The sequence below is a fragment of the Pseudomonas sp. GL-B-12 genome (genome assembly GCF_019955895.1).
Classification (GTDB): domain Bacteria; phylum Pseudomonadota; class Gammaproteobacteria; order Pseudomonadales; family Pseudomonadaceae; genus Aquipseudomonas.
This window is the reverse complement of record NZ_JAHBCX010000007.1, coordinates 1-18,418: the sequence shown is the minus strand read 5'-3', so window position 1 is coordinate 18,418 and position 18,418 is coordinate 1. Positions and strand designations below refer to the sequence as shown.

At 57.6% G+C, this 18,418-nt stretch carries 15 protein-coding genes and 1 pseudogene; 10 read left to right on the top strand and 6 right to left on the bottom strand.

Annotation, left to right across the window (positions count from 1 at the left end; genetic code table 11):
• The first annotated feature begins 12 nt into the window (after positions 1-12).
• The 6 genes from KGA85_RS04045 to KGA85_RS04020 all read left to right on the top strand — a co-directional run bounded on the left by KGA85_RS04045 (position 13) and on the right by KGA85_RS04020 (position 6,893).
• Complete coding sequence (locus KGA85_RS04045) at positions 13-1,443, top strand: amino acid permease (RefSeq protein WP_223459282.1); 1,431 nt, start codon at positions 13-15, stop codon at positions 1,441-1,443.
• 60 nt (positions 1,444-1,503) lie between these two features.
• The gene (locus KGA85_RS04040; protein ID WP_071483363.1) at positions 1,504-2,394 is read left to right on the top strand and encodes a LysR substrate-binding domain-containing protein; all 891 of its coding nucleotides are present in this window, start codon (positions 1,504-1,506) and stop codon (positions 2,392-2,394) included.
• 16 nt (positions 2,395-2,410) lie between these two features.
• Entirely contained in the window at positions 2,411-3,790 is a 1,380-nt protein-coding gene (thrC, locus tag KGA85_RS04035; RefSeq protein WP_223542924.1) for a threonine synthase, read from the top strand.
• A 22-nt stretch (positions 3,791-3,812) separates the two neighbouring features.
• Positions 3,813-4,250, top strand: coding sequence for an Lrp/AsnC family transcriptional regulator (locus tag KGA85_RS04030; protein WP_223459278.1), 438 nt, complete (start codon positions 3,813-3,815; stop codon positions 4,248-4,250).
• Positions 4,251-4,426: 176 nt separating this feature from the next.
• Positions 4,427-5,476: a homoserine dehydrogenase gene (locus KGA85_RS04025; protein ID WP_223459276.1), complete on the top strand. Its 1,050-nt coding sequence runs from the start codon at positions 4,427-4,429 to the stop codon at positions 5,474-5,476.
• Between the two features lie 4 nt (positions 5,477-5,480).
• Positions 5,481-6,893, top strand: a complete 1,413-nt coding sequence (locus KGA85_RS04020) for an aldehyde dehydrogenase family protein (protein WP_223459275.1) — start codon at positions 5,481-5,483, stop codon at positions 6,891-6,893.
• 284 nt (positions 6,894-7,177) lie between these two features.
• Here KGA85_RS04020 and KGA85_RS04015 read toward each other — a convergent pair whose 3' ends face one another.
• From KGA85_RS04015 to KGA85_RS03990, 6 genes are all read right to left on the bottom strand, one after another.
• Positions 7,178-8,170: a LacI family DNA-binding transcriptional regulator gene (locus tag KGA85_RS04015; RefSeq protein WP_218497899.1), complete on the bottom strand. Its 993-nt coding sequence runs from the start codon at positions 8,168-8,170 to the stop codon at positions 7,178-7,180.
• A 75-nt stretch (positions 8,171-8,245) separates the two neighbouring features.
• Positions 8,246-9,748, bottom strand: a complete 1,503-nt coding sequence (locus KGA85_RS04010) for a glycoside hydrolase family 32 protein (protein ID WP_223459274.1) — start codon at positions 9,746-9,748, stop codon at positions 8,246-8,248.
• The gene (locus KGA85_RS04005; protein ID WP_223459272.1) at positions 9,745-10,890 is read right to left on the bottom strand and encodes an ABC transporter ATP-binding protein; all 1,146 of its coding nucleotides are present in this window, start codon (positions 10,888-10,890) and stop codon (positions 9,745-9,747) included. Before KGA85_RS04005 ends, KGA85_RS04010 begins: the two co-directional genes overlap by 4 nt.
• A 27-nt stretch (positions 10,891-10,917) precedes the next feature.
• Entirely contained in the window at positions 10,918-11,760 is an 843-nt protein-coding gene (locus KGA85_RS04000; protein WP_223458766.1) for a carbohydrate ABC transporter permease, read from the bottom strand.
• The gene (locus tag KGA85_RS03995; protein WP_223542923.1) at positions 11,757-12,716 is read right to left on the bottom strand and encodes a carbohydrate ABC transporter permease; all 960 of its coding nucleotides are present in this window, start codon (positions 12,714-12,716) and stop codon (positions 11,757-11,759) included. Before KGA85_RS03995 ends, KGA85_RS04000 begins: the two co-directional genes overlap by 4 nt.
• A 21-nt stretch (positions 12,717-12,737) precedes the next feature.
• Positions 12,738-14,012 carry an ABC transporter substrate-binding protein gene (locus KGA85_RS03990; RefSeq protein WP_223459268.1) on the bottom strand — a complete coding sequence of 425 codons (1,275 nt, stop codon included), beginning with the start codon at positions 14,010-14,012 and terminating at the stop codon, positions 12,738-12,740.
• A 167-nt stretch (positions 14,013-14,179) separates the two neighbouring features.
• Between KGA85_RS03990 and KGA85_RS03985 the strand changes: the two genes are divergently transcribed.
• The 4 genes and pseudogenes from KGA85_RS03985 to KGA85_RS03970 all read left to right on the top strand — a co-directional run.
• Positions 14,180-15,745 carry a carbohydrate porin gene (locus tag KGA85_RS03985; protein WP_223459266.1) on the top strand — a complete coding sequence of 522 codons (1,566 nt, stop codon included), beginning with the start codon at positions 14,180-14,182 and terminating at the stop codon, positions 15,743-15,745.
• A gap of 160 nt (positions 15,746-15,905) precedes the next feature.
• Entirely contained in the window at positions 15,906-16,814 is a 909-nt protein-coding gene (locus KGA85_RS03980) for a carbohydrate kinase family protein (RefSeq protein ID WP_223533920.1), read from the top strand.
• Between the two features lie 581 nt (positions 16,815-17,395).
• Complete coding sequence (locus KGA85_RS03975) at positions 17,396-18,217, top strand: ABC transporter substrate-binding protein (RefSeq protein WP_223542922.1); 822 nt, start codon at positions 17,396-17,398, stop codon at positions 18,215-18,217.
• A pseudogene (locus tag KGA85_RS03970) lies at positions 18,214-18,418 on the top strand (amino acid ABC transporter permease); the annotation flags it as partial. The gene KGA85_RS03975 and the pseudogene KGA85_RS03970, both read left to right, overlap by 4 nt.

Here is an 18,418-nt window from a genome sequence, read left to right as displayed (position 1 = left end):
ATGAGAGCAACCATGTCCATAAAAGAAGAACAACTCAACACACGTACCGGTTTTAAACAGGAAATGCAGACACGCCATATTGTCATGTTGGCATTGGGTGGCGTCATTGGTACCGGGCTGTTTCTAACGTCCGGGTACACCGTTAACCAGGCCGGTCCGTTGGGTGCGGTCATCGCTTACATCATCGGCGCACTCATGGTTTACATGGTCATGATGTGCTTGGGCGAATTGGCGGTGCATATGCCGGAAACGGGTTCGTTCAGCACCTACGCCACTCGTTTTCTCGGACCCGGCACCGGCTACACCGTGGCGTGGCTGTATTGGCTGACCTGGACTGTGGCAATCGGCTCTGAATTTACCGCCGCCGGGATTCTGATGGCGCGTTGGTATCCGGATACACCGGTATGGATTTGGAGTGCGCTGTTCGCAGGCTTGGTGTTTCTGACCAACGTGATATCCGTGCGCTTGTTCGCTGAGACCGAATTCTGGTTGTCACTGGTCAAAGTGGTGACCGTGGTGGTGTTTCTGCTAATCGGTGGTGGCGCGATTCTCGGCCTGCTGCATATCGATCAGGCTCACAGTATCGGGCTGAGCAACTTCACTCGCGAGGGGCTTTTCCCTACCGGTTTCATGCCGATTGCCATGACGTTACTGGCGGTCTCCTTTGCGTTCTCCGGCACTGAGTTGATCGGTATTGCCGCTGGGGAAACCAAGGATCCGCAGCGCAACGTGCCGCGCGCCATTCGCACGACCGTGCTGCGCCTGGCGATCTTTTTCGTGGGGACCATTTTCGTCCTGGCAACACTATTGCCCCGAGAACAGGCCGGTCTCGTAGAGAGTCCATTCGTCACGGTGTTCACTTACATCGGGATTCCATATTCGGCAGACATCATGAATTTCGTGATCATCAGTGCCTTGCTGTCGGCCGCCAACTCAGGTTTGTATGCCGCGTCACGGATGCTCTGGACCCTGAGTGACCAGGGTCACCTGCCCAAGCGGTTCTCGGCACTGACGCGCATGGGCACGCCGCTCAACGCGATTATCGTCAGCATGGCGGGTGGGGCTGCCTCGTTGCTCAGCAGTGTGTTTGCCGCCAACACCATCTATCTGGCGCTGGTGTCGATCTCTGGATTGGCGGTCGTAGTGGTCTGGATGAGCATCGCTGCGAGCCAGATTGCTTTCCGCCGTCACTATGTGGCCAACGGCGGTGACATCCGCGACTTGAAATTCCGTGTCCGGGGTTATCCATGGGTGCCGTTGGGAGCGCTGGTCTGCTGCAGTCTGGCGTGTGTCGGGATTGCGTTCGATCCGGAGCAGCGAGTGGCGTTGTACTTCGGTTTGCCTTTCATCGCCTGGTGCTATTTCGTGTATTACATTACCCGCAAAAGCCGCGAGCGACGCTTGTCGGTTGCCCCCTTGGCACAACCGTCCGATGCGTTCTAGTCCGCGTCGACGGGATGGGCAAGCGTGCTCGGTGGAGGGGGCGTCCTAGAGGTTCAAGCCATGAAGCAAAAGACGCTACCCCCATTGAACTGGCTGCGGGCATTCGAGGTGTCTGCCCGCTGTTTGAACTTCACCCATGCTGCCGAAGAGCTGTTTTTGACCCAGGGGGCAGTCAGTCAGCAGATCCGCCAACTGGAAAGCCATCTTGGGGTAGCACTGTTCAAACGCTTGCCCCGAGGTCTGGGACTGACCGAGGAAGGCCAGGCGTATCTGCCGGTGGTGCAGGATGCGATCACGCGGCTGGCAGTGGGGACCAACGAAATTTTTGGTCAGCACAAGCGTCGACCGATCAAGGTGCGTGGCAGCCTGGCGTTCTTCGTGCATTGGCTGGCGCCCAAGCTGGCGGGGTTTAGCCAGGCGCATCCGCATGTCGATATCCGCTACATCAGCAATATCTGGGTCAAGGAACTGGACGGTGAGGATGACATGGAGATTCGCTGGGGCCACGGTCAATGGCCCGGCCTGGTGTCGCAGCGCCTGACCTGGGACACGTTGTTCCCGGTCTGCTCGCCGGACCTGATGGCGAGGTCGCCGCTGACGGTCCCCGTGGACGTGTCGCACCATCCGCTGTTGCATGTTCTGGGTTACGAAGAGGGTTGGGGTTACTGGTTGAACATGGTCGGTGCGGACACCGTCGACTCCTCGACCGGCATGCAGTTCGACACATTGATTTCCACTTTGCGCATGGCCGAGTTAGGGCAGGGAATCGCCTTGGCGCGGTCCTCGATGGTGGAGGAAATGCTTCAGGATGGACGATTGGTCGAACCCTTTACCCAGCGTATCGAAGCCAGCGAGTCTTTTTACCTTGTGCGCGGTTCCGGGGCCGAGCAGCACCCCGACGCGGTGATGTTTTCCACCTGGCTGGTCGAGCAGGCACATCGTTTCAAATGAATGGCCGGAGCCAACCATGCGTTATGTAAGTACCCGAAATTCGGCCGTGCAGGTCGACTTCGAACAGGTCGTATTGTCTGGCATTGCCGAGGACGGTGGGCTGTTCGTACCGCTCGAACTGCCGCTGTTTGAAGCGCAGGACATCGCCAACTGGTCGACCTTGCCCTATGACGAACTGGCCTACAGGGTGATCAGTCCGTTCGTGGGGGGGGCGATCCCCGAGACAGACCTCAAGCGCCTGCTCAAAGAGGCTGGCAGTCAATTCAGCCATCGTTCCCTGGCGCCTTTGCATCAGGTCGATCGTAACGAGTGGGTGCTGGAACTGTTCCACGGGCCGACTCGCTCCTCGAAGGATTTTGCCGCGCAGTTGCAGGCGCGGCTGGTGCCGTATTTTCTGCGCAAGCGCGGGCGTCGCGGGGTAGTGATCGGTGCCACCAACGGCGATACCGGGCTGGCGGCCATCGAGGCGTTCAAGCGCTGCGAGGACACCTGCGTGGTGGTGTTTTACCCAGAGAAGGGCGTTCCCCGGGACCAACTCCAGCATCTGCAAGCAGCGGCGCACCCGAGGGTTCATCAGTTCGCGGTCAACGGCAGCTTCGACGAGTGCCAGACCATCGTCACCCGGCTGTTCCGACAATGGCCGTATGCGCAGTACGAGGCGATCAGTTTCAACTCCAGTAACTGGGTCAGTGTGTTGGCGCAACTGGTGTTTTACTTCCACGCTGTGTTGCAACTGGGGGGTGGCCAGCGTCCGATCGGTTTCAGCGTGCCTGCGGCGAGTTTTGCCGAGGTGTATGCAGGCTATATCGCGCAAAAAATGGGCCTGCCGATCACCCAGATGATTGTTGCGACCAACCAGAATGACGCGTTGCATCAGTTGTTTCAGAAGAACCACTACAGCAGGTCACGAGCCAACAAGACGCTTTCGCCTGCCATGGACCTGTCGATCTTTTCCAATCTGGAACGGTTCCTTTGGGAGCTCTACGGGCATGACGACCAGGCGGTGTGTGCCCTGATGGAGGGGTTCGAGTCCAGCGGCGAGATGGTCATCGCCAACGAGTTCTGGTTGCAGGCGCGGATGATCATCGACTCCTACGCCGTCAGTGATGAGCAGACGCTGACTGAAATCACCTCGTTGTATCACGACACCGGTTACGTCATCGACCCGCACACGGCCACTGGCGTGCTGGCCGCCAGGTTGTATCGGCGAAGCCTGGTGGCGCCAATGGTGACCCTGGGGGAAATCTCACCGGTCAAGTCGGCAGCACTGCTTGGCGAGTTAGGCATCAGTGTGGCGGGGCTGCACCCTGAGGTCGCGACGCTAGGACAGGCGCAGGTTTACCGGATTCAACCGGACGACCTCGATACCATCCATGAACTGCTCGGCGCGCTGTGAAGGCGCGCCAACAGGAGGTCAAGTGAAGCGAATTCTGGACCCTCTCGATGAACACATCATCGCGGAACTACAGCTCAATGCCAGGGCTGCACACGCCGAACTGGCGGCCAAGGTCAATCTGTCACGCAATGCGGTGCGCCAGCGCATAGAAAGACTTGAACGCGACGGTGTAATACAGGGATATACGGTACGCACGGGGGAGGGGCGACAAGCGACGTCGAACATCAACGCGGTGATTTTCGTTTACCGCTACGACCGGATGCGGGGAGCGGAAGTGTTGCAATCGCTGCGGGCAATTCCGGAAGTCATCCAGTGCGATGTCATGAGCGGCGAGTTCGACTTGATGTTGCGGGTGGGCGCTGCGAGCCCGCAGCGGGTGCACAAGGTCTGGACTGAAATTGCCGCGTTGCCTGGAGTAGAAAACACCGTGACCTCCTTCGTGCTGTCATCTGTCGTTTAACCCATTTTTCGTGCTGCCAAAAGCCAACCTGCGTTGGCTTTTTTTATGCCTGAAGCTTTGCCCGGGCACTGGTCAAAACGCCCATAAAATAGAGCAAATTGGCCTATTTCACTGCCCTGGGCCCAGCCCTAACCTAGTGCCCAACAACCCATCACCCGGATCAAGGGCATAACAAAATGACTGAATACAAATTGGCGCTGGTAGGCTTTGGCGGTGTTAACCGGGCATTGGCTCAGCTGATTGCCGAACGCAACGAACAGTGGAAAACAGAACTGGGTTTCACCCTGAAAATCGTCGGCGTGACTGACTTGTTTCTCGGTTCGGTGATTGGCCGCGAAGGGCTGGACGCCAATGTGCTCGCCCAATTGCCGGCAGTCAAAGGTGCATTGGCGCAATTGTCGGGTGGCGACGTCACAGCCCTCAATGAAGAGGTGATCAAGGATTCCGGCGCGGACATTATTGTTGAAGCCACGTTTACCAACCCGGTGGACGGTGAACCGGCGACTTCGTTCTGCCGTTGGGCGCTGGAGGGCGGCCAGCATGTCGTCACCACCAACAAGGGCCCCATCGCCTTGCACGGCGCCGAGCTCAAGGCACTGGCTCGACGCAAGCATGTCGCCTTTGAATATGAAGGTTCGGTCATGAGCGGCACGCCGGTGATTCGCCTGGCCAGGCAGGCGCTGGCCGGCAGCTCCATTGTCGGTTTTGAAGGAATTCTCAACGGCACGTCCAACTTCGTGCTCACCAGCATGGAAGGCGGCCTGGGGTTTGCTGAGGCCGTCAGCAAGGCTCAGGAACTGGGTTACGCCGAAGCCGACCCGACGGCGGATGTCGAGGGTCATGACGTACGCCTCAAGGTGGTGATCCTGGCGAATGAACTGCTGGACGCGAAGCTTACGGTCAGCGACGTCACGTGCAGCGGCATTTCGTCCCTCAACCTTGGCGACATCGAAAAAGCCCGGCAGGACGGCGCTCGCTGGAAGCTGATCGGGTCGGCGATGCGCCATACCGACGGCTCGATCAGTGCCAGTGTCGAACCGCGGCTGTTGAACAACGACCATCCGCTGGCCAGTGTCGGCGGTGCAACGAATGCGGTGTCGTTTACCTCCGAACTGCTCGGTGCGGTGACGGTTTCGGGGCCGGGAGCAGGGCGCACGGAAACAGCGTTTGCGCTGCTCTCGGACATCATCAGCATCCATCAATCCATTGCACGCAACCAGGAGTAAACCTGTGAAATTATCGCGCCTGGTTCTGGATATCGTGGAGCCGCCCATTGAAGTCTTTAACGCCTATGACGGTTCCCTCATAGGTAGCGTGACGAATGTCTGTGCGTCGCAAGTTCCGCAGTTGTTGGAGACAGGACGCAGTGGTGCACGAGCGTGCGCCGCGTTAGCGCGTCATCGTCGGGCTCGCATTCTTGAGCAAGCCGCAATCAACATCGAACAGGATGCCGGTGTGTTTGCCAGGCTGATCGTCGACGAGGCCGGGAAGACCCTCAAACAGGCGGAAAAAGAGGTCAAACGTTGCGTCAATACCCTCAAGCTGTCAGCCGAGGAGGCCAGGCGCAATGCCGGGGAGGTGGTTCCCTTCGATGCTTATGAAGGCTCCGAATCGCGTCAGGGCTGGTTTTCCCGTGAACCTCTGGGGCTGATCGTTGCGATCACGCCGTACAACGATCCGTTGAACCTGGTGGCGCACAAACTCGGTCCGGCCATTGCGGGCGGTAACGCGGTGATTCTCAAACCTTCCGAGCTCGCGCCATTGTCGGCCATTAAACTGGTGTCTTATCTGGTCGCGGCAGGCTTGCCTGAATCAGTGGTTACCGTCGCCACCGGCGGCGCGGAACTGGGCAAGGCGTTGGTCGCCGCCCGTGAGGTGCGGATGATTTCCTTCACCGGCGGTTTCGTCACCGCAGAGCAGATCGCCCGCACGGCCGGGTTGAAGAAACTGGCCATGGACCTGGGCGGCAATGCGCCGGTAATCGTCATGGGCGACTGCGACCTTGAGGCCGCTGTCGAGAGTTGCGTGTCCGGAGCCTTTTGGGCAGCGGGGCAGAACTGCGTAGGCACTCAGCGCTTGCTGATTCAGGCGTCGATTTATGAAGCGTTCCGAGAGCGATTCGTCAGCCAGGCCCGTGCGCTTGCGGTCGGCGATCCATTGCTGGCCGATACCGATATCGGCCCCATGATTACTGCGCAAGCCGCGCAGAATGCCGAGAAAGTGGTCAACGAGGCCTTGCAAGAGGGCGCCACGTTGCTCTGCGGCCATCGGCGTGCAGGATCGTGCTACGCCGCCACCGTGCTGGAAAACGTCGATCACGCCAGTCGACTCTGGCGCAATGAAGTCTTCGCTCCGGTGGTGGTATTGCAGCTTTTCGAAACCTTCGATGAAGCCATCGCTTTGGCCAATGAGCCCGAATACAGCCTGCATGCCGGGATCTTCACCAATGATCTGGCAACCGCGATGAGCGCCGCACGGAGGATCGAAGCCGGGGGAGTGATGATCAACGACTCTTCCGACTACCGCTTCGATGCGATGCCGTTTGGCGGTTCCAAGTACGGTAGCCTGGGCCGGGAAGGGGTGCGTTTTGCCTACGAGGAAATGACCCAACCCAAGGTGGTATGCCTTAACACGTTGGGTTAGTCGATTCGCGGTAAATGGATCAGCTCGTATGGCATTGGGTCGGTTTGGTCACCGGCCCAATGCGTTTTGCTGAATGGGGAGAAAGGAGAAGTTGAATATTTCCACTGAGCTGATAATCGCCAAGAAAGCGTCTGTTGCGATCTGAGGGGCGGTGAGATTTGAAGAATGACGACTTCTGGCCGTTTTGTGCATGTCGTGACTGACCCTTTGGGCTTAAGCGGTCGGTGACAGGCCAGTGGCAAATCGAAAGCAAGCGGGCGCGCTATCACCGAATTAACTGAATTTTATAGCGATGCCCTAACCACTAATGGACAATCAACTGGCTGGGTTCCCGATACATCGAGGGTCTCGATCAGGTGCCGGGCAGCCTTGCGACCGATCTCGTAGTACGGCAGTTGCACCGTGGTCAGCGGCGGGATGAACAGCTCAGCAATGCCGATCATGTTGTCGTAGCCGAGCACGGCGACATCGTCGGGAATTTTCAGGCCACGGCCCAACAATAGCTGATAGGCACAAAAGGCAATGCGGTCGTTGCCACAGATCAGAATGTCGAATTGGGGACGACCCTCAATGATGTGCCGGTCGAGGATGGCTGCGGTTTCACCATAGGCGTCATGATCGGAAAGGTCGTATTGCAGGTGTGCGTCAGGCAACAGCCCGAATGCCTGACAGGCACGTTGCAGGCCTTTTTGTCGCAGGTTCCAGGCCAGACTCTGTTTTGGCAGATTGATACACAGAGGGCGCCGATAGCCCTGGCTCAACGCGTGATGTACGGCTCGATACTGCCCCGCTTCGTCGTCTGGCACATAACTCACCAGGCGACTGTCATCGGCCAGGCAATTGGCGAGTACCAGGGGTTTGCTCTTCAATCGTTCGGGAATGCATACCTGGCGAAACCCCATGGCGCTGAAGATCAACCCGTCGGGGCGGTGCGACAACATCAGGTCGATGTTCTGGTCGGTGGGCGGATTGCTCAACAGGTTAAGGATGAACACATTCCAGCCGGCTTGCTGCGCGGTCTGTTCGATGGACAGCAGCAACTCGACGGCGAACGGTGTGGTCGCGGTGTCCAGCGCGAATACACCGATGGTTCGCGACTGGAGGTTGTCGCCGCGCATCTTGCGCGCCGACAGGCTCGGTACGAATTGCAGTTCATCAATGGCGCGACGCACCCGCAGAAGGGTTTCGGGGCTCAGTTTTTCCGGATTATTGAGCGCTCGAGAAACCGTCATCAGGGACACGCCGGCCAGCTGTGCAACGTCTTTCACTGAAGTCATGCGAGGCGAGCCCGGTCAGGTTGACGCAGAATCATGACACAGGGCCCGGGCTTCTCGCGACTCGAATGACGCTGCTCATAGCCATCCAGAGCCGAGAGGCCATGCCTTGGGAATCGAGACACGCCCGCCACTCCCGCTGGCAAACAGCTTCACGCCCAGACTGTCGGGCCGCGGATAGAGGCGACTGCTGAGGCTGAAGCGCCCGTTTTCGTCGAACACCTCGATGGACGAGCGATCGAGGAACACACGCAGTGCCAGTCGCTCTTGTGTCGGGTCTATCGACACGCTGCGCTGGCCTGTGACTTGCGCACCCGAGTGGCTGCGGTCAAGCACCAGACGCCGCAACGCCGCATCGTAGTAGAGCAGGGTTTGTTCATGGTCATCGTCGCTGCAGCGCAACGCGATTCCCAGGTGGCCGTCGGTGCAGCCGAGTAAATCCAGGTGCACATGGATTTCGAGACTGTCGCCATTCACTTCCGGCACCCACCGGGTTCCCGACCCCTCCCACCAGGGCGTACCAGGCAATAGCGTCATGCGCAGAGCGATGAGCTCCCGTGCCGGATACACGCAAAGGCGATCTGCGCACAGTTCAAGTTCGCGCGGCAAACCGAGCATGCCGCACCAATGATGGGTCTGGCTCGGCATCGGGCTTTCCCACATGTCGAGCCATGCCCACACAAGGCGCCGACCATCGGCGGCCAATAGCGTTTGCGCGGCATAGAAATCATGGCCGTTATCCAACTCGATAAAAGGACCGCCGGTGAAGTGCCATTCGCTGTCGAGTCGGCCCACTCGATAACCGGTCTGGTATTTGTTGAGCCGATCGTAACCCTGGGGTTGCATGCCCTGGGGGGAGTAAAGCAGCACATCGCGTCCGTTGAGTCGGAACAGATCCGGGCACTCCCACATATAGCCATCGCCCTCGCTGCCGCTGGACACATAGTCGAGGAACTCCCAGGCGTGCAGATCCGTGGAACGGTACAGCGGGAGCAACGGCACATCGCCCAGACGTGCGCCGGCAATCAGGTACCAGCAGTCATCCTCTTGCCATACCTTGGGGTCACGAAAGTGCATGATCGTGTCTTGCGGCGCGGTGTCGATGACGGCGCCATGCTTGACGAACCGAATACCGTCGGTGCTGGTGGCCAGGCACTGGACTTGACGGATCGAGCGTTCGTCACCCACTTCCCCCAGCCAGGTGTGTCCGGTGTAGATCAGTGCCAAGGTATCTCCACACACCACTGCGCTACCGGAAAAACATCCATCACGGTCGAAGTCATCGCCGGGTGCCAGCGCAATGGGCAGGTGCTGCCAATGAACCAGATCGGCACTCTTGGCGTGGCCCCAATACATCGGGCCCCATTTCGCGTCGAAGGGGTAATGCTGATAGAAAACGTGATATTCGCCACGAAAGTACACTACCCCGTTAGGGTCGTTCATCCAGCCTGCCGGGGGGGAAATATGATAACCGGGTCGATAATCCTGGATGACGCGAGACAGGCCGTCACCCAGTGCGCGCTGCGCAAGGTCAAGGGAAGAAAACATTGGATCGCTCATGGTATTCAAAGACAAGGTCATAGGGCGCGTGCTCGGACTGAGCGTAGAGAGACGTCATCCGGCAGGGTTTCAATGGCGTGTGGGTGGCGACTCAAGGCCGTGCCATCGGCGTCGAACAGGTGCAGATTGCCGAACTCCAGCTGCAGCTCGACCTGATCGCCCACCTGCCATCCGGCATTGACCTCACAACGACAGATCAGTGGCTCGTCCTGACCTGTATCGAGGTGCACATAGGTTTCACTGCCCAGGTATTCGACCCCGGTCACGACGACGCCGGTAGTCCCCTGCGCCGCCTTGAGCGACACGTGTTCCGGGCGAATCCCCAGGCTCAGTGGGGTGTCCGCCGCCAGGCTCGAGCTGTCGAAGGGCAGGGAAGTCATACCCAGGACGGGAGTATCGACCAGGCTGGTTTCACCCGGTGCATGCAGGCGTGCCGCCAGAAAGTTCATTCTGGGCGAACCGAGAAAACCGGCGACAAAGCGGCTCGCTGGGCGCTCATAGAGTTCGCGCGGTGAGCCGACCTGTTCTACGCGACCGCCATTGAGCACGACAATTTTGTCGGCCAGGGTCATCGCTTCCACTTGATCGTGAGTGACGTAGATCATGGTCGAGCCCAGTCGATCATGCAGCCGGGCGATTTCGTTGCGCATCTGCACCCGCAAGGATGCATCCAGATTGGAGAGCGGCTCATCGAACAGCAAAATGTCCGGCTCACGCGCCATGGCTCTGCCCATTGCCACACGCTGACGCTGCCCTCCAGACAGTTCCTTTGGCTTGCGTTGCAGCAGTTTGTCCAACTGCAGGATTTGCGCAGTTTTCAGCACGCGCTCGCGCAAGCTGCTCTTTTCAGTCTTGGCCAGTTTGAGACCAAAGCTGATGTTGTCGTAGACGCTCATGTGCGGGTACAGCGCATAGGATTGAAACACCATGCCGACGCCACGCTCGCGCGGCTCCAGGTCGTTGACCCGACGCCCGTCGATCAGCAGGTCGCCGCCGCAGATCGAATCCAGTCCGGCGATCAGGCGCAGCAGGGTCGACTTGCCGCAACCCGAAGGGCCGACGAACACCACGAATTCACCCGCCGCGATTTCCAGGCTGACGTCGCGAAGAATCCGCGCGCCGCCCAATTGTTTGTTCACGTTGTCCAGTTTCAATTTGATCACGATGCTGTTCCTTGTCTTTGTTGGGCATCAACCCTTTAACGCGCCGGCAGTGAGACCGGAAACGATTCGGCGCTGGAAAATCAGCACCAGAATCACCAATGGGACGGTGACCAGCACCGAGGCGGCCATCAACAATCCCCAAGGCAGCTCATGAGGGCTGCCACCGGAAATCAGGGCGATGGCGACCGGCACCGTGCGTTGCGTGTCGGTGAGGGTGAAGGTCAGGGCAAACAGGAACTCGTTCCACGCGGCGATGAAGGCCAATAAGCCAGTGGTGACCAGCGCGGGCCAGAGCAGCGGCAACAGCACTCGGGTCAGCGTGACCCAGGGGGACGCGCCATCCATGATTGCCGCTTCTTCCAGTTCATGGGGCAGTTGCCCCATGAACGTGGTCAGCACCCAAACGGTGAAGGGCAGGGTGAAAATCGTGTAGCTCAGGATCAACGCCCAGGACGTGTTGTACAGGCCCAGCGCGCGGATCACTTCGAAGAGCCCCGACAGCACCGCGACCTGGGGAAACATCGACACGCCAAGCACCATCATCAACACCGTGCCACGCCCACGGAACTTCACCCGGCCCAAGGCATAGGCGGCGGTCAGGCTGAGGAACAGCGCCAGCGTCACCACACACAGCGCAACCACCAGCGAGTTACCGATGGCCCGCAGGAATGAGGCTTGGTGGAGTACCGCCGAGTAATTGGAGAAATCGGGGTTATCGATCCAGTAGCTCACCTCGAACAAGGCGCTGGATGGCTTCAGCGACGTCACGATGGCGTAGTAGAAAGGGAAAACCGCATACAGCAGCAACACCCCGATCAGACACCAGAACCCGAGGCGCAACAGCGTTTTTTTCAGCAGGCGCGGGCTCATGAGCGGACCTCCAGTTGACGGCGTCCGAGGTAGAGATAAAGCATGGCGATGACCGCAACCACCAGAAACAACAGCGTCGAGGCTGCGCTGCCGTAACCGACGTCCTGGAACTCCACCAGGTGCTGGCGGGCATACACCGACATGCTCATGGTGCTCGACGAGTTCGAGGTCAGCACATAGATCACGTCGAATACCCGCAGCGAGTCGAGGATGCGGAAGATCGCCGCCACCAACAAGGCGGGCATCAGCAGGGGAAGCGTGACACGCCAGAACACCATCAGCGGATGAGTGCCATCGACCCTGGCGGCCTCGTAGCAATCGCTCGGCAACATCTGCAAGGCCGCCAGCATCAGCAGCGTGACAAAAGGCACGGTCTTCCAGACGTCGACGATGATCACCGCCCACATCGACAGGTCCGCATCTGCCGTCCAGGCCAGGGGCGCGTCAATCAGGCCGAGGCTCAGCATCATGTGATTGATGATGCCGAACTGGTCGTTAAGCATCCATGACCAGATCTTTGCCGAGACAATGGTCGGAATCGCCCAGGGAATCAGAATCATCGCACGCACGAGGGAACGGCCGGTGAACTTGATGTTGAGCAGCAACGCCACCAACAGTCCCAGTACGACTTCCAGTCCCACCGACACCACGGTGAAATGCAAGGTGTTGCGCACCGCGTTCCACCACTGAGGATCGACCAGGATGCCCGACCAGGTGGAACCGTTGCGGAACAGATAATTGCTCAGGCCGATGAAGGATCCGCCACCGGTGTCCGACAGACTGGCGTCGGTCAGGCTGAACCAGAATGTGCGCAGTAGCGGCCAGGCTGCCACCAGGGCCAGACACAACAGCATCGGTGTCAGAAATAGCCAGGCGGCGCGTACTCGGCGACGTTGTACGGGCGTTTCCCTGGTGAGCAGGAGCTCGTCACAGGGGGCAGTAGTAGAGACAGACATGGTGATTTCCTTCCTTGTGGCTTACCAGTTCCGGCGTTTGATGCGCGTGAGTTCGCTTTCCAGTTCGGCCAGCGCCTGATCGACAGGCAACTCGCCCGCCAGCACGCCATGCACTCGATCGAAGAACGCATTGGAGACCCTTGGATAGCGATCGGCAGTGATTGAGGCAGGGCGCATGACCCCATCGTTGAGAATGCTGTGGAGCTGGCTGTAATAAGGCATTGCCGCGAGCAATTCGGGATCTTGATACAGCGACTCGATAACCGGGTTATAGGCGCCTATCAGGGCACGACGTTTTTGCTCTTGGGCACGGGTCAGGTAGCTCACCAGCTCGGCGGCAAGTTTTGGATGGGCGCTGTAGCGCGATACCGCCAGGCCCCAGCCACCGAGGGTGGAGGCATGGCTGCCGGTCTCGCCGCCGCGGGGCAGGGGAGCGACCCCGACCTTGTCTTTTACGGCACTGTCCTGGCTTTGCACCAACGCCCAGACATAAGGCCAGTTACGCATGAACAGCGCATTTCCCGACTGGAATACGCCACGACCTTCTTCCTCGGTGTAGTTGAGTACGCCACGCGGGGAGATGTCTCCCACCCAGCTTTTCGCCAGGGTCAAAGCCGTTCTTGAAGCCTGGCTGTTGACCACGATGTCACCTCGTGGATTGACCAGTCCGCCTTCCGGTTGGCTGCTGATCCACTCCAGTGCATTACACGTCAGGCCCTCGTAGGCGCGCCCTTGAAAGATGTAACCCCACGCATTGGGATTCCCGGCAGTGCGCTCGGCCTGTTGAATATTCCTGGCGGTAGCGGTCATTTCCTCCCAGGTCTGGGGAACCTGCTGGTTGTACTTCTCGAGCAAGTCCTTGCGGTAATACAGCAGGCCCGAGTCGGTGAACCACGGCATCGTCACCAGCCGTCCGTTCACCGTGGCGTTATCCACCTGTGCCTGGAAATAGCCTTGGGTCGGGTTGGCAGGAAGCACCTCGCGCAGATCCATCAAGTGTTTGGCCAGCATCCCTGGCCACACCATATCGATTTGAATGATGTCGATGTCGCTGGATTGTGCACTGAGGATCTGTTGATAGAACGACAACCTCTCGGTCGCCGAGTTAGGCGTGGAAACCACCTCGACGTTGTTGCCGGTCTGTTTCGACCACGCCTCGACAGCCTCCTTGCAGAGCTGCAACTCCGCACCCACCGCGCCACACGAGATCGTTAAATCGGCAGCGCTCGAGAGGCATGGAAATCCGGCACAGAGGGTGAGTAGTGCGGCTGGAAGGAGAGTTTTTAGCTGTTTCATAAAGCCCTCTTTATTTTTGTTTTTAGAAAAGTTAACGTTAACATCGCCAAATGTAGCAGCGTATTTGCGATGAGGCATCCTTTTTTTCGTCAATTTTGACAATTCACAATTGACGAAAAAAGGCCGCTCGCGGGAACAGAAAAATAAAAACAAAACAGGAAATTCACATGCAGAAAGCATCAAGCTGGCTACTCGCAGGCGTGCTCGGCACCTCGGCGGTAACCTCTCAGGCCGCGACTCTGGAAGAACGCATGGCCGCGTTTGAAGCCCGTGCCAGCGCCGCGGAAAAGCGTGCAGCCGCAGCCGAGCAGCAAACCCAGGCACTTGCCAGGGAATTGCAGCAGATCAAACTCGCCACTGCTCCCTTGCAGCCCGCCGCGTCTACTGCGGCAGTAATTTCGGCGCCCGCTTTGGATACCCGACTGGCAAAACTCGAAGCCCGTCAGCAAAGCCTGGAGAAAGAGGGCAGTACCGGACACCTCACTGATGGGTTCAGCTTCAACGGCTACGCCCGCTCCGGATTGCTGATCAACGATCGGCTGGGTGGTGGTCGTGGCGGCCCTTATACAACTCCTGCCGGTTCAGTCGGTGGTGCAGTCGGGCGACTCGGTAACGAAGACGACACCTACATGCGTATAGACCTGTCGAAAGAAATCTATGCGCAAAACGGCACCCGTTCCAAATTCACGGTCTCCATCGCCGACGGTGTGGAAAGCACCAATGACTGGACGGCCGACGAAAGCAAACTGAACGTGCGCCAGGTATTCACAGCGCTTGACCATCTCGCTGCGTTCAAGGGCAATTCAGTGTTCGAGAACGCCACCCTGTGGGCAGGCAAGCGATTCGATAGAGATAATTTCGATATCCACTGGCTGGACTCGGACGTTGTCTTTCTGGCCGGCACCGGGGGTGGAATCTACGATATGCAGATGAACAAGAATTGGCGTTCGAACTACTCTTTGATCGGGCGCAACTACGGGGATTTCAGTCAAGGCGATCTTAGTGCCGATGTGGAAAGCTACATCCTGACCTCCAACCAGTTCTTCGAGGATGGTCAGTGGCAGTGGATGTTCAATGCCATCGGCGCAAAGAAAAACGATTTCGCTACCCGGACCAATGCAGCGGGTTTGACGCCTGCGGATTCCGGCTTGCACAGCATGCTGGCCAATCACCAGAAAAACTTTTTCGGCAGGGAAGGCTTCTTCAAAACGGCGCTGCTCTATGGGCAAGGTCTGGGAGCTGAGGTCAAGAACATCGGCTCGGATGGCGAACTCATCGACGATGCCCGCGCTCTGCGTCTGGCACTTTATGGTGAGACACCCCTTGCGCCTGACTGGCGCATCGGGCCCAGCTTGCTGGCCGAACAGAGCAAGGATAGATACGTCAAGGGTGACGACTACCGCTGGCTGACCCTGAACGTGCGATTGGCTAACAAAATCAACAGCAATTTCGAGATGGCCTACGAAATAAGCTGGCAAACCATGAACCTCGACCCGAAGGACTATCTACAACGTAATGCGGTCGACGGTAACTTTTGGAAATTCACTGTCGCCCCGACATTCAAACCTGAGGTTGGAGATCTTCTTACACGTCCCGAATTGCGAGTGTTCGCAAGCTTCATGAACTGGTCTTCGGATCTGGACAGATTCAGTACCACAGACTCCTTTGGCATGACGGACTTCAAAGCCGGAGGTGTATGGCAATACGGTATACAAATGGAAACCTGGTTTTAATACTTGAACGCGTCCGGCCAACATCTGCTTTGAAGTTGGCTATGAAAACTTCTCTAACTTCAACAAACCCTGCCTTTCATCAAAGCGCATTGAGTAAGTGATTACCGGTCGATTCTGATCAGCCAGCAGTTCCCTACGACAAAAAATTGAGGAAATGACGATGGTATTGCCTCGCGCAGTAGTGTTTGGCGAAGCCCTGACCGATCTTGTCCAAGGCACTCCTGGACAGTGGAAGGGCTACCCAGGTGGTGCTCCCTGGAACGTTGCACGAGCGCTAAGTCGCTTGGGTGTTAGCAGTGCTTTTGCCGGGTCGGTGAGCATGGATTCACTGGGTGACGAGATAGTTTCGCAGTCGGAAGCAGCAGCAATGGATATGAGGTTTATCCAACGGGTAGACCGAGATCCTTTGGTCGCCATCGTTCCATCGAGCCGTCCCCCAAGATACTTTTTTGCTGGAGATGCCGATCTGTTTTTTGATCCAGATCTGATGCCCAAAGGATGGATCAACCAAGCAGAGCTGTGTCATTTCAGCTGCATCAGTTTGGCTCGACAGCCACTCGCAGACAAGCTGGTTAAAATTGCTCAGCAGGCCAAAAAAGCCGGTAAACGGATTAGCTATGATCCGAACTGGCGCAATTTAATGGATAGCCATTATCGGGAGCAGACCTTCCCTACGATGACCACCCTTGCTGACATGATTAAGCTTTCCGATGAAGACCTTCGGCAAATTTATCCAGGGCTGACAGAACACCAGGCAATGGATGAGCTTCGCGCTCTTAATCCTCAGGCGCAGATCCTTTTTACCCGAGGAGAACACGGGATGATTCTCCACACCCCGGACAGCCAACTCGATCAGCCGGCGATTGCCGTGAAGGTGGAAGACACGGTTGGAGCAGGAGACGCTTGTATGGCTGGTTGGCTGGCTGCGCAGTTGCTGGGGATCGTGGACTTGAGAGAGCGCCTGCAATTTTCAGCGGCTTGCGCATCCATATCTTGCCGCCATGCCGGAGCCCATGCTCCAGCGCTAGCTGATGTGGAAGGTTTGCTGCAGCTGCTAAAACATACTTGACCATGGTTGCCGACGCCGAGGAGTTGTCTAAGTAAAAAGACTCGGCGCCGACCCTGGCCATAAGCGTTGCTGACTGTAAAAATTACCGATAGCCAACGGTATCACGCGTCTTTTCCTTCAGAGCCTTTCTCCGACTGAATTGGCCTAATGATTTTGGACACCTCACTCCGGTGTCATGAGCACCGCTAACGTCATGTTGATGAACTCTTCGTTTTTGCTGATCCTTTCCAGCGCGCCGCGAACATTGCCGGCTACCTCCGGTGATCCTCGTTGCTCGAGGCGACCTGACGCCGTTTTGCTCACGGAGTCTCACCATTTTTCAGCCAGGTGCCATGACCTTGCTGGACAGCCAGGTCGTGTTAGGAAATATCCCGAGAACCTGAAAATTATGTACGCGCAGGCCCGATTACATTTGTTTGCGTGGCCTCATTTACCACTACGTAATCAGCGATTCTAGCGTCTGAATCGCTAGATCCAATATAGCTTGAGCATAGTCTGTTATTCCATAAAACAAGTACAAAACTATTTTATAGTGCGTTTTAATCTATTCAGATTTTTTGAATTGATTGGAGCACTTGCTTTTGAAAACTACGGCACTTTTGCCTTTTGGCCTGGCGTTACTGGCTACATGCTCGACGGCTTTCGCGGGCGCCACTCTGGATCGCGTAACCAGCAGTGGGGAGCTGACCGGCGTTCTGATGGAAAGCTATCCGCCATTCTCCTTTCTCAATGAACAGAACCAACTGGACGGGTTTGACGTGGATGTCGCCAAGGCCGTTGCGCAACGGCTAGGGGTGAAGCTGAAGCTGCAAACACCGTCCTGGGATGTCATCGCTGCCGGACACTGGAACGGACGATATGACATCTGCGTCTGCTCGATGACCCCGAGCAAGGCACGGGCCGAAGTGTTCGAATTCCCGGTTGAGTATTACCAGTCCCCGGCCGTGATCGTGGTGAATGCCAAAGACAAGGACATTGTCACAGGCAAGGATCTGTCAGGTAAAAAAGTCGGTGTGATCAGCGCGTCGACCTATGAAGCCTATTTGAACAAGGATCTGGTGATCGAGGGCGCCGAGGACAAGCCGTTGAGTTATCCATTCGAAAGCGTCCAGGTCGCGCCCTACGACAACGAAACGGTAGCCTTCCAGGATCTGGCCTTGGGCACGGGCGTGCGCCTGGATGCCATGGTCACCAACCTCATCACCGCTCGCGAACGCATCGCCCAGGATCCTCGCTTCAAAATTGCCGGCGACACGCTGTATGCAGAGCCCAACGTGGTAGCGATCGAAAAGGGTGATCCGCAATGGAATGCCAAAGTCACTGAGGTCGTCACCCAGCTCAAGGCCGACGGCACATTAAGCAAGATTTCACAGAAGTGGATCGGTGCCGACATCAGCCAATGACAGCCCTCAATCCACACCCGGCCAAGGCGGCTGTCGCCCCCGAAACCGAGACGCGTCGTTTCAGCCCGCTACTGGGTTTTCGCTCTCGCCTGTATTTGACCTGGGCAGTGCTGTTCGGCCTGTGCGTCATGTTTTTCATGAGCTTCGATCTGAAGTTCTCGATCATTCTGCAGAAGTTGCCCAACCTGGTCGGCCTGCATT

What these genes read in the sequence shown, in the direction of transcription:
- KGA85_RS03995 (WP_223542923.1), bottom strand. Translation starts at nt 12,716, where the DNA reads ATGTCTGTCTCTACTACTGCCCCCTGTGACGAGCTCCTGCTCACCAGG.
- KGA85_RS04025 (WP_223459276.1), top strand. Translation starts at nt 4,427, where the DNA reads ATGACTGAATACAAATTGGCGCTGGTAGGCTTTGGCGGTGTTAACCGG.
- KGA85_RS04040 (WP_071483363.1), top strand. Translation starts at nt 1,504, where the DNA reads ATGAAGCAAAAGACGCTACCCCCATTGAACTGGCTGCGGGCATTCGAG.
- KGA85_RS03985 (WP_223459266.1), top strand. Translation starts at nt 14,180, where the DNA reads ATGCAGAAAGCATCAAGCTGGCTACTCGCAGGCGTGCTCGGCACCTCG.
- KGA85_RS04015 (WP_218497899.1), bottom strand. Translation starts at nt 8,170, where the DNA reads ATGACTTCAGTGAAAGACGTTGCACAGCTGGCCGGCGTGTCCCTGATG.
- KGA85_RS03990 (WP_223459268.1), bottom strand. Translation starts at nt 14,012, where the DNA reads ATGAAACAGCTAAAAACTCTCCTTCCAGCCGCACTACTCACCCTCTGT.
- KGA85_RS04045 (WP_223459282.1), top strand. Translation starts at nt 13, where the DNA reads ATGTCCATAAAAGAAGAACAACTCAACACACGTACCGGTTTTAAACAG.
- KGA85_RS04010 (WP_223459274.1), bottom strand. Translation starts at nt 9,748, where the DNA reads ATGACCTTGTCTTTGAATACCATGAGCGATCCAATGTTTTCTTCCCTT.
- KGA85_RS03980 (WP_223533920.1), top strand. Translation starts at nt 15,906, where the DNA reads ATGGTATTGCCTCGCGCAGTAGTGTTTGGCGAAGCCCTGACCGATCTT.
- KGA85_RS04000 (WP_223458766.1), bottom strand. Translation starts at nt 11,760, where the DNA reads ATGAGCCCGCGCCTGCTGAAAAAAACGCTGTTGCGCCTCGGGTTCTGG.
- thrC (WP_223542924.1), top strand. Translation starts at nt 2,411, where the DNA reads ATGCGTTATGTAAGTACCCGAAATTCGGCCGTGCAGGTCGACTTCGAA.